12 protein-coding genes are annotated in these 14238 nt (G+C 57.2%); 11 read left to right on the top strand and 1 reads right to left on the bottom strand.

Translation table 11 applies throughout. The annotated features are described in order from the left end of the window. The first annotated feature begins 12 nt into the window (after positions 1 to 12). From HGO41_RS06575 to HGO41_RS06550, 6 genes are all read left to right on the top strand, one after another. On the top strand, positions 13 to 1557 hold the full coding sequence (locus tag HGO41_RS06575; RefSeq protein WP_013575735.1) for a glutathione ABC transporter substrate-binding protein: 1545 nt from the start codon (positions 13 to 15) through the stop codon (positions 1555 to 1557). 141 nt (positions 1558 to 1698) lie between these two features. Continuing rightward, complete coding sequence (locus HGO41_RS06570; protein ID WP_250980887.1) at positions 1699 to 2619, top strand: ABC transporter permease subunit; 921 nt, start codon at positions 1699 to 1701, stop codon at positions 2617 to 2619. A 9-nt stretch (positions 2620 to 2628) separates the two neighbouring features. Beyond that, complete coding sequence (locus HGO41_RS06565; RefSeq protein ID WP_015690020.1) at positions 2629 to 3540, top strand: ABC transporter permease subunit; 912 nt, start codon at positions 2629 to 2631, stop codon at positions 3538 to 3540. 30 nt (positions 3541 to 3570) lie between these two features. Then, complete coding sequence (locus tag HGO41_RS06560; RefSeq protein WP_250980886.1) at positions 3571 to 4635, top strand: DmpA family aminopeptidase; 1065 nt, start codon at positions 3571 to 3573, stop codon at positions 4633 to 4635. A 90-nt stretch (positions 4636 to 4725) separates the two neighbouring features. Beyond that, a complete protein-coding gene (locus HGO41_RS06555; RefSeq protein ID WP_013575731.1) occupies positions 4726 to 5547 on the top strand; it encodes a M55 family metallopeptidase in 822 nt (273 codons plus the stop codon). 7 nt (positions 5548 to 5554) lie between these two features. Further along, the gene (locus tag HGO41_RS06550) at positions 5555 to 6454 is read left to right on the top strand and encodes a LysR family transcriptional regulator (RefSeq protein ID WP_013575730.1); all 900 of its coding nucleotides are present in this window, start codon (positions 5555 to 5557) and stop codon (positions 6452 to 6454) included. A 598-nt stretch (positions 6455 to 7052) separates the two neighbouring features. Here HGO41_RS06550 and HGO41_RS06545 read toward each other — a convergent pair. Then, on the bottom strand, positions 7053 to 7826 hold the full coding sequence (locus tag HGO41_RS06545; RefSeq protein ID WP_112152613.1) for a GntR family transcriptional regulator: 774 nt from the start codon (positions 7824 to 7826) through the stop codon (positions 7053 to 7055). A 77-nt stretch (positions 7827 to 7903) separates the two neighbouring features. Between HGO41_RS06545 and HGO41_RS06540 the strand changes: the two genes are divergently transcribed. From HGO41_RS06540 to HGO41_RS06520, 5 genes are read left to right on the top strand one after another with little or no spacing between them, the layout of a single operon-like run. After that, complete coding sequence (locus tag HGO41_RS06540; protein WP_250980885.1) at positions 7904 to 9220, top strand: M20 family metallopeptidase; 1317 nt, start codon at positions 7904 to 7906, stop codon at positions 9218 to 9220. A 2-nt stretch (positions 9221 to 9222) separates the two neighbouring features. Next, a complete protein-coding gene (locus tag HGO41_RS06535; RefSeq protein WP_250980884.1) occupies positions 9223 to 10818 on the top strand; it encodes an ABC transporter substrate-binding protein in 1596 nt (531 codons plus the stop codon). A 15-nt stretch (positions 10819 to 10833) separates the two neighbouring features. Beyond that, a complete protein-coding gene (locus HGO41_RS06530) occupies positions 10834 to 11781 on the top strand; it encodes an ABC transporter permease (RefSeq protein ID WP_013575726.1) in 948 nt (315 codons plus the stop codon). Then, the gene (locus HGO41_RS06525) at positions 11774 to 12601 is read left to right on the top strand and encodes an ABC transporter permease (RefSeq protein ID WP_250980883.1); all 828 of its coding nucleotides are present in this window, start codon (positions 11774 to 11776) and stop codon (positions 12599 to 12601) included. Before HGO41_RS06530 ends, HGO41_RS06525 begins: the two co-directional genes overlap by 8 nt. After that, a complete protein-coding gene (locus HGO41_RS06520) occupies positions 12601 to 14235 on the top strand; it encodes a dipeptide ABC transporter ATP-binding protein (protein ID WP_013575724.1) in 1635 nt (544 codons plus the stop codon). The genes HGO41_RS06525 and HGO41_RS06520 overlap by 1 nt, the downstream gene beginning before the upstream one ends. The last annotated feature ends 3 nt before the right edge of the window (positions 14236 to 14238 follow it).

Below are 14238 nucleotides of genomic sequence, written 5' to 3'. Positions count from 1 at the left end.
CAGGAGAACACCATGCATTCGACCTTAGTGCGTAAAAGCCTGCTTGCCGCCGGACTGGCGCTTTGTTTTGCGGCGTCGGCTCAGGCCAAAGATCTGCGTATTTCCATGTATGCCGACGTGACCGGTTTTGACCCGCACGACACCACAGATACGCTGAGCTATTCCATTCAGAGCGGTATTTTTGAACGCCTGTTCCAGTTCGACAGCAAAATGGCCGTTGTGCCGGTGCTGGCGACGGATTACACCAGTAACAGCGATGCGACCGAATTCACCGTTAATCTTCGCCACGATGTGACTTTCCAGGACGGCACGCCGTTCAATGCTGATGCGGTAAAAGCCAACCTGGATCGGCTGGCCAATCCGGCCAATCATCTGAAACGTAACTCGCTGTTCAGCATGATCAAATCCGTTGATGTGGTCAGTCCGTATCAGGTAAAAATCACCCTCAACAAACCGTTTGGCGCGATGATCAACACCCTGGCGCACCCGTCGGCGGTGATGCACAGCCCGGCTTCGTTAAAGCAATACCCGAACGAACAGGATCTGAGTGTGCATCCGGTCGGCACCGGTCCGTTTAAGTTTGTGGAATGGCAGCAGGGTAAAGACGTCAAACTGGTGAAATACGACAACTACTGGCAGAAAGGCTGGCCGAAAGTAGATTCCGTCACGCTGTATCCGACGCCGGAAGATTCCACGCAGGTGGCGAAACTGAAGTCCGGCGGCGTGGACGCGGTGTATCCGTTGCCGTCCGATCTGGTGGATACCGTGAAGAGCGATCCGAAGCTGGATATTGCGCAGGATCCGGGCATCTATCTGTATTACATCGCCTTCAATACGCAGAAAAAAGAGTTCTCTGACGTGCGTGTCCGTCAGGCGATTAACTACGCTATTGACCGTAATCTGTGGCTGAAAGTCGGTTTCGCCGGTCTGGGTTCGCCGTCCACCTCGCCGCTGCCGAAAAACGTTCAGTTCTATCAGAAACAAACCACGCCGGATTACAGCTATAACATCGCTAAAGCCAAAGCGCTGATGAAAGAAGCCGGTTATGAGAAGGGCTTCGACGTTGAAATGTGGAGCTCGAACAAAACCGACCGTATCCGCAGTGCGCAGTTCCTGAAACAACAACTTTCACTGATCGGCGTGCGCGTGAAACTGGTGCCGATGGATTCCGGTTCGCTTAACCAGCGTCTGTGGAGCACACCGAAACCGGCGGATGCCAAAGTGGAAATGTACTACGGCGCATGGTCGGCCTCTACCGGCGATGCAGACTGGGCGTTGCGTCCGCTGTTTGCCACCGAATCCTGGATCCCTTCTGCCTATAACGTCTCTTATTACAGCAACAAGCAGGTTGATGCGGCGATCACCGCCGGTCTGCAAACGGCTGATGTGGAAAAACGTAAAGCCGCCTATGCCGATGCGCAAAAACTGCTGTGGGCAGATGCGCCGGTGGCCTATCTCGGCGTGCCGGACAACCTGGTCGGTAAGAGCAAAGACCTTTCCGGCGTCTACATGCTGGCCGACGGCTCACTGATTTTTAATCAGGCACAGTTTAAGTAATTTTTTGCTCCTCCCCCTGCGAAGGGGGAGGCTGGGAGGGGGTTTAGCAGGCAACTTCAGATTCAGAGTTGCCATTAATACCCCACCCCAACCCTCCCCTTCGCAGGGGAGGGAGTTTATTGAATTCAGGGAATCACTTTTATGCTGACCTATTTTATCCGCCGGATACTGGAAATGATCCCCGTTTTACTGGTGGTGTCATTACTGGTTTTCGGCTTTATCAAGCTGCTGCCGGGTGACCCTGCGCGTATTTACGCCGGTCAGGATGCGCCGGTTGAGGCGGTTGAGTCAGCACGGCAACTGCTTGGTCTGAATGATCCGCTGCCTGCGCAGTACTGGCACTGGCTGGACGGCATGATTCACGGCGATCTGGGCACCACTTACCGCACGCGTCAGCCGGTGTTAAGTGTGATTGAAAGCGGGTTTATGCCGACATTGCTGCTGGCGCTGGCGGGCTTTGCCTGGTCAGTGGTGCTGGGGCTGGTGATTGGCGTGGTGTCTGCGCTCAAACGTGGAAAATGGCAGGACTGGACGCTGATGAGCATGGCGGTCGGCGGCATTTCCATGCCGCCATTCTGGCTCGGATTGTTGCTTATCCAGTTTGTCGCCATGCCGTTCGGGATATTTGCCGTCAGCGGATTTAATCAGCCCGCTGACATTATCTTACCGGCAATCACCCTGGGTTCCTCGGTGGCGGCAGTCATGGCGCGTTTCACCCGCTCAGCATTTCTCGCCGTGGCGCAGGAAGATTATGTGCGCACCGCCAACGCCAAAGGATTACGCGCGCGTCTGGTGACGTGGAAACACATCATGCGTAATGCGCTGATCCCGATTATCACCATGCTTGGCCTGCAATTTGGCTTCCTGCTCGGTGGCTCGATCATTGTCGAAAGCGTGTTCAGCTGGCCGGGGCTGGGCTGGTTACTGATCGAATCCATCAAAACGCAGGATCAGCCGGTGATTCAGGCACTGGTCATGCTGTTCGTGTTTGAATTTATTCTGATAAACCTGCTGGTTGATCTGCTGTACGCGGTGGTCAATCCTGCTATCCGTCTGCGTTAGGAGCTGCTCATGACCGATCCTGTCTCTCCTCCGGGAGAAATCCAACCGGCTGCGGTAGCCTCGCAAAACGATGATATCCGCTCGCCGTGGTACGACTTTTTTCACACCTTTATCCGTCATCCGATGGCACTGGTCTCCGGCGGATTTATCCTGCTGCTGGTGCTTGTTGCGGTGTTCGCGCCGTGGCTGGCACCTTTTGACCCGATGACACCAGACTGGATGGCACTCGGTGTCGGTCCGACGCCGGAACACTGGTTCGGCACCGACGACTTAGGTCGCGATGTCCTCAGCCGCATCATTTATGGTGCGCGTATCTCCCTTTATGTCGGTATTTTTTCGGTCACGCTCGGCATGATTGCCGGTGTGTTACTCGGGCTGCTGGCCGGATATTACGGCCGCTGGCTGGATATGCTGATCATGCGCGGTTCCGACGTTTTATTCGCTTTTCCGGGCATGTTGCTGGCCATTGCAGTCGTGGCTATTCTCGGTCCGGGGCTGAACAACGTGATCATCGCGGTCGCGGTATTCAGCGTGCCGGTGTTTGCCCGCATCGTGCGCGCTGCTACGTTATCGATTAAACAAAGCGCCTATGTCGAAGCAGTTCGCTGCGTCGGCGCGCCGGACAGGGTGGTGATTTTGCGTCACATCCTGCCGGGCACGCTCTCAAACGTCATCGTCTATTTCACCATGCGTATTGGCACCAGTATCCTGACCGCAGCCAGCCTGAGTTTTATCGGTCTGGGGCCGGAACCGGATGTGCCGGAGTGGGGCAATATTCTGGCGATGAGCCGTAATATGATGATGGCGGGCAAATGGAACGTCAGCGTGTTCCCGGGGCTGGCGATATTCCTTACGGTTCTGGCATTTAATCTGCTCGGCGACGCGCTGCGTGACACGCTGGATCCTAAACTGAAAAAGTAATAGTCACCGAACAGCTGAAACGGAAAACTGATGCATCCGCAACAACATGAAGATGAATTTCAGCAGCAGGCGTTGTCCGCCTTGCTGCTACGCTGGCGCAGGTCGCGCCAGATTTTCCGCCCGCGTTTCCCGTGCGGTGCCACCAATTCACTGACTGATGTGACCGGCGTGACTGTCGGACACAGCACGCTGGCCGCCGGAGATATTCAGACCGGTGTCACCGCCATTGTGCCGCCCGGCGACGATCTGTATGAAAAGCCGTTGCCGTGCGGCGTGGCGGTGTTAAACGGTTTCGGCAAACCGATGGGGCTGATTCAGGTGATGGAACTGGGCGAACTGCAAACGCCGGTGCTGCTCAGCAATACCTTCGCCACCGGCACGTTATTTAATGCGCTGGTGAAACGCAGTTGTCAGCAATTTCCGCAGATTGGCCGTCCTGATGCCACCATTAATCCGGTTATCCTCGAGTGCAATGATTTCTATCTTAATGATATTCAGGCGATGGCGGTGAGTGAAGACGACGCGCTGACCGCACTCGACAGCGCGACAAAAACCTTCGCCCGTGGCAGCGTGGGTGCCGGACGTGGCATGAGCAGCTTTGGCTTAAAAGGCGGCATCGGCACCGCCTCGCGCTGGTGCGAAACGCTAAACGCGACATTAGGCGTACTGGTGCTGGCGAACTTCGGCAAACTCTCTGACCTGACGCTTGACGGCGTGCGTGCCGGCGAAGCCATCGCCCAAATCCTGCCGCAACTGGCGCCGCAGGTGGACGCCGGTTCGGTGATTATTGTGATGGCCTGCGATTGCTATCTTGACAGCCGCCAGCTCGGACGCATTGCCAAACGCGCCGGTGCCGGGTTAGGGCGTCTGGGCAGTTACTGGGGGCATGGCTCAGGGGATATCGCGCTGGCATTTTCGACGCAACGTGACGGTGTCACATTACCGGATGCCGAACTTGAGCCTTTACTGGCACTGGCGGCAGACGCCACAGAACACGCTATTATTGATGCCTTACTGAGTGCTGAAACCGTTTGCGGATTCGACGGACATTACCGGCCGGGGTTGAGTGAAGTATTAGATAATCTGGCGAACTAGCCTGGCTCCTTCCCCTCTCACGAGGGGAAGGCTGGGATGGGGTGTGGGTTTAGCCTCCGTCTGGTAACCAAACCAAAAAGGGAACGACTGATGAAAGTGTTTATCTCTGCGGACATTGAAGGTATTGCGGGTGTCATGCGTCCTGAGCAGTGCAGCCCGGGGAATTCAGATTACGAGGCCGCCCGTGCACTGATGGAAGGCGAAGTTAACGCCGCCATCGACGGGGCTTTTGCCGGTGGCGCGATGGAAGTGACGGTGGCCGACAGCCACGCGATGATGCAAAACCTGCGCGCCGATAAAATCGATCCGCGAGCCAGGCTGGTACAGGGTAAACCGCGTGGTTTATCGATGGTCGAAGGGCTGCAACAACAGCAATACGACGGCCTGATGTTTGTCGGCTATCACACTGCCGCAGGCGAAAACGGTGTACTGGCGCACACCATCAATGGCCGCGCTTTTTACCGCGTTAAACTCAACGGCAACGTGGTCGGCGAAAGCGACTTATACGCCGCTGCCGGTGCGGAACTCAACGTGCCGTTATGGCTGGTGACCGGCGACGATCACCTCGAAACCTGGATCCGCCGCTATTACCCTGAATCGCAATATGTCTGCGTCAAACGGGCGATTTCCGCCAATGCCGCCGAATCCGACAGCCCGTCGATTGCCTGTGCCAAAATCCGTAAACAGGCGACCATTGCCGTCAGCAAACCTGCGCCGCTCACTGCCGGAAGATTCAGCGCGCCTTATCATCTTGAGCTGATGACCGCCAAACCGGTCCTGGCAGATTTATTTTGTCTGATCCCCGGCGTTGAACGTCTCGATGCCGTCACCGTCGGTTATCACAGCCCGACCGTTGCTAATATTATCAGCCTGTTAAGTGCTTTCTCGTACTTAGCCATCACGCAGAAATAGGGCAGCAATGCGCTTACGCCACATCGAAGTGTTTCAGGCCGTGTTACAGGCGGGCAGCGTCAGCGGCGCGGCGCGCCTGCTCAACGTGTCGCAGCCGAATGTCAGCCGCGTGCTGAATCACGCTGAGCAGCAACTGGGTTTCACGCTGTTTGACCGTACACCGCAGGGGCTGATTGTGACGCCGGAAGGGCGGCGGTTAATGCCGGAAGTCGAAGCGTTATTCAGTCATATTCAGGCCATCGGTGAGCTGGCGGAACAGTTACGTCAGGGCGAAGGCCAGCATGTGCGCATTGGTTCGGCACACGCCCTCGGACACAGCGTGATGGCGCCGGTGCTGGTGGATTTCCGCCGTCAGACGCCCGGCGGCAGCGTCGAACTGGTGACCGGACATTTCAACACGCTGAGTCAGGACTTGCTGCAATACAAAATGGATTTCGCGCTGGCATTTGGCGAGCAGGCCACGCAGGAACTGGTTGCTGAGTCGATCTATCAGGCCAATATGGTCGCGCTCCTGCCCAAAGATTCCCCGGTCGAAGGGCCGGTAACGCTGGCGTGGCTGTGCGAAAACGATCTGCTGATGTTGCAGCAGCAGGATCCGCTGGGGCAGGTGCTCAACCGCGTCCTGCGCGAAAACGGTCTGATGCCGCACTCGGCGTTGTTCATCAAAACCTACTCGGTGATCGCCGACATGGTGCTGGCAGGCGGCGGTGTCGGCGTGGTGGATACATTTACCGCCCGGCGGTATGTTGATCAACTGAAGATCGTGGCGGTAGTGGAACCCCTGCCATTTGAGGTGATTTTGCTGAGCCGCCGGGATCAACCGGCGTCGCAGGCGGCGCTCAGGCTCAGACAACTGATTAAGCGGAAAGTGGGGGAGTTGAAAGGAGTGCCTTTCGATCCCGTTTAGTTTTTAATTTCAAATTCAAATTCAAATTCAAATTCAAGACCTTGGGTTGTCACCCAAACTGCCCCAAAGGACGCGTAAGCGCGCGCCCTCTGGACTCCCGCGCTTTTTCACTGCGCGCTGTCGCTAGACACTATGTTTCAGTTGCCGCCGCGACAGGCTGGAAATCTTGCCGCTTTGCGGTTCCTTCTCTCGGTCCTGGAGCCTTGGGTCTCCAGGCCGCTCCGTTCAGCAAGATTTCTGAATCGCCCGCACGATCTTAAATTCAAAGGCAGGAGTTTTTAGATTTCAACATCAGTCAGGTTGTGAATTAAGAGCCTGAGGCCGGTTCCAAAATAACGCCGGACGAGAGGTGGAAAACCGCGCATGTTTTTGCGCGGGTTGTAACCCGATGGGAGGGCACCGCGCAGCGGCGGGATTTTGCGGCTATCGCTGCGGCTTATGGAACATAGTCAGCGAGCGGAGCGCGCAGTGAAAGAGCCCGGGGGGTCTTGGGGGGCGGCGGCGATAAGCCGTCCCCCAAGTCGGTGTGGGCCGACGCCCACGACCTTGAAGTTGAAGTTGATTTTAAAGCGCCCCCGTTGCCACCGCCCCCCTGCCACTACCGGATCTCATTCACATACATAAAGTGATCGGTGCTGAACCTGTGGTGCGCCATGATCACCGGCACGGCGCTTTGATCAAACGACACTTCGTCGATCACCATCACCGCGTGCGGGGCCTCGAGTTCCAGCCATTTCAGGTCGTCGGCATCAGCCATCTCGGCGATTAACTGCTCGCGCACGGCCGCCACGCGGACCCCGTATTTTTCCAGCAGAAAACGGTAAAGCAGCGGCGGTAAATCATCCGCTGCGGGGAAGTCCGGCAGGCGTTCGGCCGGTAATACCAGCCGTTCATGCATGGCGGGAATGCCTTTAACCCGGCGTAAACGGCGGATGCGGATAACCGGTGCGCCGTCGTCGATTTGCAGCTTTTCGGCTTCACGGGCGCTGGCCTGGCCGGTCTGATGATCGAGCAAAATCGTCTCGGAATTCAGTAACGCACCGTCGCGGCCATGCAGGCGGAAATACTGAAAGAAATAACTGAGATTGTGCAGCGGTGCCCAGCCAGTGACCACGGTGCCGGTCTTGCGACGCCGCATCAGCATGCCTTCCGTCGTTAGCGCCGAAAGCGCTTTGCGTACCGTTCCCACCGAAACCCCGAAGTCTGCCGCCAGCGCATTTTCGCTCGGCAAAACCGTACCCGGCGGCAGCTCGCCAATCAGAATGGATTCGCTGATGTGACGTTTCACCACTTCATATAACGGCGCGGATTCCCTTTCGCTTAACCGGCCAAAAGGGGAAGCGTCCTGCTCTGCTTTATTTTGTTGTGTCATACCTGATTACCTATTGACCTGAACGGGCATCTGCTTTATCTATAAACTATATAGAAATAGAATAAAGCGAGTATAGCATGTCGTGCGAAGGAAGTTTGCAAATTGCGCTGGACTCCATCCGGCAGGACGAAACCGCCATTTTACAGGATCTCAGCCAGATGCTGGCAGTAGATACCTGCTTCCCGCCGGGCACCGGTTATCCGGCATTTGCCAGCCTGATGGAATCTCTGCTGGAGCCGATGGGGTTTGTCTGTGAGCGCGTCAGCGTGCCGGAAAACTTGTGGCAAACGCCGGACGGCAGTGCGCAGGGCGAACGGGTGAATGTGATTGCTACCTTGCCGGGCAGCGCCGCCGAAGCCTGTAATCTCTATTTTCACGTCGATACTGTTCCGGCGGGCGATGGCTGGAATTACCCGCCACTGACGCTGACGCAGGCTGATGGCAAACTGATCGGTCGCGGCGCGGCAGACATGAAAGGCACGATTGTGGCGGCGCTCGCGGCAATTCGCGCTGCGCAACGTCACGGGCTGGCGCTGAAATTCAATCCGGTTCTGCTGTTGTGTACCGATGAAGAAGGTGGTCTGTACCCCGGTGTGCGCTATCTGGCGGAGCAAAAATTATTCTCCGGCCACATGCTCAGCTTTAACGGCGGGGCGGTACCGCGTATCTGGGGCGGCTGTTTCGGCAGCATCGACCTCAAAATTTGTATCACCGGCCGGTCGGCGCACTCCGGCGATCCGGTCGGGGGCATCAATGCCATTGAAGAAAGCCTGCCGCTGATGAATGCGCTGCACACGCTCAAACGTGACGTTGAACAGCGCGCTTCCGCCATGCCTGCACCCCCTCATTTCGAAGGACGTCCGCTCACATCACGTCTCACGCTGGCTGCCGCGCTAGGGGGGGGCAAAGGTTCAACCCTGCCCGCACGCTTTGAACTGCTGGTTAACCGCCGCTATTCGCCGGAAGAACCGTTCGAAACCGTCTTTAAAGAACTCACGGATTGTATCGGGCAGGCGATGAAAGATTCTGCGGCGCTGGCGGTGGAATATCACCTGATCGGCCATCTGGCTCCGGTCAGCGATCCGACCGGCCCGCACTGGCCGCGCTGGCTTGCGGCGCTCAGTCAGGGTTTTGGCTTCCACGCAAACGATTTCGCTGTCTGGGGTTCTTCCACCAGTTCTGACATGGGCTGGGTTCAGCAGGCAGGCATTCAGGAAATTTTACTCGGCGGGCTCGCCCGGCCGGAAAACCGTATCCATGCATCGGACGAATACACAACGATGCAGGACGTCGTCGCGTTATCGCAGTCAATTCTTGCTTATTTAGCTTCTGATTTTACTCCGACAGAAAATTCGCCAACCCAGGGCTTTTCGAATTCAGCAGAGAGGGTTTAATAATGTGTGCAATGAAAGGCGTTAACCGCCGTCAGTTTATCGCAGGATCCACCATTCTCACCGGCGCGGCGATGTTGCCGTGGTCGGGCAATGTCGCCGCTGCCGTTTCCAGCGCCACGGACGCCAGCGGTTCACCGCGCAAGGGCGGGGTGCTGCGCATCAGCGTAGATCAGGCCGCCGGTATGCTTAATCCGCAGCAGGCGCGCGTCAATCCGGAATATCTGCTGGCTGAGTTGCTGTACAGCGGGCTGACCCGTCTGACGCAGGACATGAAAGCTGAAGCGGATCTGGCCGAATCCTGGAAAGCCAGCGACGACCTGACGCAGTGGACCTTTACCCTGCGTAAAAACCTCAGCTTTCACGACGGTTCTGCCTGTACCTCCGCCGATGTGGTGGCCAGCCTGAATGCCATTCTCGCCCCGAAAAATGCTTCACCGGGGCAACACAATATTGGCCCGATCAAAACCGTCACCGCGCCGGATGCCGATACGGTAGTGATTGGCACCGACGGTCCGTACGCCGATCTGCCGGTGATGCTGGCGTATCCCGATGCCAAAATTATTCCCGCAGCGATTGCGGGCGGCCAGCCAGAACGCCTGAGCAAAGAGGCCATCGGTACCGGACCGTTTAAACTGGTGTCGTTTGAGCCTGAACGCCTGATTGTTGTTGAGCGCAATCCGCATTATTACGATCCGTCCCGTCCGCATCTGGACCGCGTTGAAGTGGTGGTCTATCCGGATGCCATTGCAGAAGGCTCGGCGCTGATTGCCGGTGACACCGATCTGATGCTTTCCGCCGCCTCTACTGAATTTGCCCGCCTGTCAAAATCCTCCGGCATTGTGCCGCTGCGCGTGTCGTCCGGTCAGTTCCTCAACGTGAATATGGGGTGTGACACCAAACCGTTTAACGATGTGCGCGTCCGTCAGGCGCTGGCGCTGTGTGTGGATCGCAAAGCTACTGTGGATTTTGTTGCCGAAGGCTACGGCACGGCAGGTAATGATACGCCGCTCAACACGGCCTATCCGTATTACCTGAACGAACCCCTCAAAGAACCGGATTACGCCAAAGCCAAAGCGTTGCTGAAAGATGCCGGTTATCCCGACGGATTAGATCTGACGCTGATCGCTTCCGACAAACCGTCCACCCGCACCCAGCTTGGAATTGCGTTGCGCGAAATGGCCAAACCGGGTGGTTTTCGCATTAATGTGCAGACGATGGCACACAGCACTTATCTCGATCAGGTGTGGAAAAAAGGCAATTTTTACGTCGGCTTCTACAACATGCAGCCCACGCCGGATGCCGTTTTCTCCCTGCTTTACACCTCGACGGCCTCCTGGAACGAAACCCGCTGGAATAACACTGAATTTGATACCGCAGTGAAAGCCGCGCGTGAAACAGCGGATCCGGCAAAACGCACCGAACTGTACGGCAAGGCGCAAAAACTGATGCACGATCAAGTGCCGTCACTCATTCCGGCGTTCTTCGATTTGCTGGCGGCAGGGCGCGATTACGTTGCCGGTTATCAGCTGCATCCGCGTGGTGCGGTGTTCCGTCTTGATCATGTGTGGCTGACGGCGAAAGCCCCGACCCGAAAATAACAGGGGGCATTGACAGTGACGGCGAGTTATTTGTTCAAACGTTTCATGCTGGTGATTTACACCCTGCTGGTGGTGTCGCTGCTGGTTTTTGGCATTACGCAATTGTTACCGGCGGATGCCGCCGTCACCCTGCTGGGGCAGAACGCCACGCCGCAAGCGCTGGCCGCCGTGCGTGCGCGTCTCGGGCTAAATGATCCGGCCTGGCTGCAATACTGGCACTGGCTGCGCGGCGTGCTGCACGGTGATTTCGGTGTGTCGATGCGTAACGGTTTGCCGGTGGCACCCACCATTATGGCGGCACTGGGGCGCTCCCTGCTGCTGGCCGTGTGCGCGCTGTTGCTGATGCTGGTTGTCGCGATTCCACTCGGGATCTGGGCGGCGGTCCGGCGCGGGAAACTGGCCGATATGCTGGTCAGCGTGTTGTCGTATGTCGGCATTTCATTTCCGGAATTTGTGACCGCCACACTGTTATTGCTGCTGTTTGCCGATGTCTGGCAAATCCTGCCCGCCACCGGTTATGTGCCGCTGACGGAGGATTTCCGGGGAGGCATCAGCCATCTGATCCTGCCGTCGGTGACGGTGGCAATGATACTGGTGGCGCACGTTTCACGCATGGTGCGCTCGGAGATGGTCGATGTGTTGCAGACCGATTATATCCGCGCGGCACATCTCAAAGGGTTGTCGCGCCGCAGGATTTTGTGGCGGCACGCGTTACGTAACGGCCTGCTGCCGACCATCACCATTGTGGCGCTTGATGTCGGTTATCTGCTCGGCGGTATCGTGGTGGTGGAAGAGATTTTCGCCATTCCGGGGATTGGCCGTGAACTGATCGTCGCTGTTCAGGCGCGGGATTTACCGACCATTCAGGCCGGGGTGCTGATCCTTGCCGCGACCTATTCCATCGTCAATTTCCTGGCCGATCTGGCCTATGTTTTCCTCGATAAACGGATCAGTTATGCGTGATGTGATGAAGCATTTAATCCGTTCACCGCAGGGCGCTGTCGGGTTATTTATCTTAGTGGTGGCTGCGCTGATGGTGTGTGGCGGGGCGCATATCGCGCCTTATGATCCGGAATCGATTTCGATTCTGGCGCGGTACAAAGCCCCCTCGGCAGAACACTGGTTCGGTACCGATCAGCTCGGACGCGATATTTTCAGCCGCGTGATGGTCGGTGCGCGCGCCACGATAGTGCTGTCACTGCTGGCGACATTAATGTCGATGGTTACTGGCGCGGTGATCGGCACCGCCAGCGCCTATCTGGGCGGCAAAACGGACGAAGCGATTATGCGCACTATGGATGCGGTAATGTCGATCCCGAGCCTGTTGTTCGCGCTGCTGATTGTCAGCACCCTCGGTCAGAGCAGCTTCAATGCTGTACTGGCGATCACTATCGCATTTGTGCCCGGCATGGTGCGCATCGCCCGCAGCGTCTCGCTGGCAGCGCGTCAGCAGGATTACGTCAGCGCGGCGATTGCCCGTGGTGAAGCCACGCACTACATCATTTTGCGTGAAATGCTGCCCAATATTGTCGCGCCAATCATCGTGGAAGCCACTATCCGCGTGGCCTTCGCCATCATGTTATTTGCCACACTGAGTTTCCTCGGCCTCGGCGCACAACCGCCTGAGCCGGAATGGGGACTGATGGTGTCGGAAGCCCGTGCATATTTCTTTAACGCGCCATGGATGATGCTGATCCCGGGGGTGTCGATCGCGCTGGTGGCGATTGGTTTTAACCTGCTGGGCGATGGCCTGCGCGATGCGCTTAACCCGAGGAGCCACTGATGAGCGACGCCGTATTAGCCATAGAAAATTACAGCCTCGACTACCTGCTGCCTCAGTCAGAGCCGTTGCAGGTTTTGCAGGACATTTCACTCAGTGTGCAGCGCGGTGAAGTGGTCGGGCTGGTCGGGGAATCCGGTTCGGGTAAAACCACGCTGGGCTGGTCGGTTATGCGCTACATGGCTGCCAATGCGCGGGAACGCAGCGGGCGCATTCTGCTGGCGGGTGAGGATTTATGCCAGATGTCTGCGCCACAACTTGAAAACCTGCGCGGCGGCAAGCTGGGCATGATTTTTCAGGATCCGGGAGCTTCGCTGAATCCGACACTGACCCTCGGCGAACAGATCACCGAAGTGCTGATCCGCCATCGCGGGCTGGATGCCAGACAGGCGCTGGAGCTGGGCATTCAGTTGCTCAGCCACGTCGAGCTGAAAAATCCGGCGGCAATGATGAAGCGTTATCCGCATCAGGTGTCCGGCGGCGAAAAACAACGTGTACTGATCGCCACGGCCTTTGCCTGCGAGCCGCAATGTCTGATTTTCGATGAACCGACCACGGCACTTGATGTCATCAGTTCGGCACAAATTCTGGCATTGTTTGCCCGTCTGCGTGAGGAAACCGGCGTTGCCTCGCTGTACATCTCGCACGATCTGGCGCTGGTGTCAGCGGTGGCAGACCGCGTCTGTGTGCTGGAAAAAGGTCACATTGTTGAACAGGCCACCGCGCGCACGCTGTTCCTTTCGCCACAACATGCTTACACACAAAAGCTGGTAGCCGCAGTGCCGGATCCCGCGCATCGTCTGACAGATGCCACTCCGGTGTCAGCGCAGCCGCTGCTTAGCCTGCAAAACATCAATATTGATTATGGTCGTCACGGTTTGCTGGATCGACTTCTGCGCCGTGAAAACGGTAAAACCCGTGCTGCGTCGGATGTCAGCCTGACAGTGCATCGCGGGGAAATCGTCGGCGTGGTGGGGGAGTCCGGCTCCGGTAAGTCGTCGCTGGCAAAAGCACTGACCGGTCTGGTGCCGTTCAGCGGCAAAGTGGATTTTAACGGTTACAACCTGTCTGGCCGCGCCGAAATGGATAAAGACTATCGCCGCCGTGTGCAGATGATTTTCCAGCATCCTGACGCCTCACTCAATCCGCGTCAGCGTATCGGTGAGATCATCGCCCGTCCGTTGCGGCTGTACGGTTTGCCAGAGGGTGAAAACGAAGCGCAGGCGGTAGCGCGCTTGCTGGAGGATGTCCGGTTGCCTGCCAGTTTCGCCCGGCGTTTTCCGCATGAACTTTCCGGTGGACAGAAGCAGCGCGTGGCGATTGCCCGTGCGTTTGCGCATCCGCCTGAACTGGTGATTTGCGATGAAATCACTGCCGCACTCGATGTCTCGGTGCAGGCGACGGTGATTGAGTTATTGCTGGAACTGCGCCGTCGCTACGGCACCGCTTATCTGTTTATTACCCACGATCTGAACCTGATCCGCCAGATTGCACACCGCGTGGCGGTGATGTATCGCGGGGATTTGCTGGAAGTGCTGCCGGGCGAGGCTATGGCGCAACATGCCAGTCACGATTATACGAAGGCATTGCTGGCAGCGGTGCATACGCCTGAAAAGGCCATCACAGAACATCTTTGATAC

The sequence above is a fragment of the Rahnella sp. CG8 genome (assembly GCF_023701875.1).
Classification (GTDB): Bacteria; Pseudomonadota; Gammaproteobacteria; order Enterobacterales; family Enterobacteriaceae; genus Rahnella; species Rahnella aceris.
Note: the sequence above shows the minus strand (reverse complement) of the source record. Positions and strands in the feature narration are given on the sequence as shown.

What these genes read in the sequence shown, in the direction of transcription:
- HGO41_RS06575 (WP_013575735.1), top strand. Translation starts at nt 13, where the DNA reads ATGCATTCGACCTTAGTGCGTAAAAGCCTGCTTGCCGCCGGACTGGCG.
- HGO41_RS06570 (WP_250980887.1), top strand. Translation starts at nt 1,699, where the DNA reads ATGCTGACCTATTTTATCCGCCGGATACTGGAAATGATCCCCGTTTTA.
- HGO41_RS06565 (WP_015690020.1), top strand. Translation starts at nt 2,629, where the DNA reads ATGACCGATCCTGTCTCTCCTCCGGGAGAAATCCAACCGGCTGCGGTA.
- HGO41_RS06560 (WP_250980886.1), top strand. Translation starts at nt 3,571, where the DNA reads ATGCATCCGCAACAACATGAAGATGAATTTCAGCAGCAGGCGTTGTCC.
- HGO41_RS06555 (WP_013575731.1), top strand. Translation starts at nt 4,726, where the DNA reads ATGAAAGTGTTTATCTCTGCGGACATTGAAGGTATTGCGGGTGTCATG.
- HGO41_RS06550 (WP_013575730.1), top strand. Translation starts at nt 5,555, where the DNA reads ATGCGCTTACGCCACATCGAAGTGTTTCAGGCCGTGTTACAGGCGGGC.
- HGO41_RS06545 (WP_112152613.1), bottom strand. Translation starts at nt 7,826, where the DNA reads ATGACACAACAAAATAAAGCAGAGCAGGACGCTTCCCCTTTTGGCCGG.
- HGO41_RS06540 (WP_250980885.1), top strand. Translation starts at nt 7,904, where the DNA reads ATGTCGTGCGAAGGAAGTTTGCAAATTGCGCTGGACTCCATCCGGCAG.
- HGO41_RS06535 (WP_250980884.1), top strand. Translation starts at nt 9,223, where the DNA reads ATGTGTGCAATGAAAGGCGTTAACCGCCGTCAGTTTATCGCAGGATCC.
- HGO41_RS06525 (WP_250980883.1), top strand. Translation starts at nt 11,774, where the DNA reads ATGCGTGATGTGATGAAGCATTTAATCCGTTCACCGCAGGGCGCTGTC.
- HGO41_RS06520 (WP_013575724.1), top strand. Translation starts at nt 12,601, where the DNA reads ATGAGCGACGCCGTATTAGCCATAGAAAATTACAGCCTCGACTACCTG.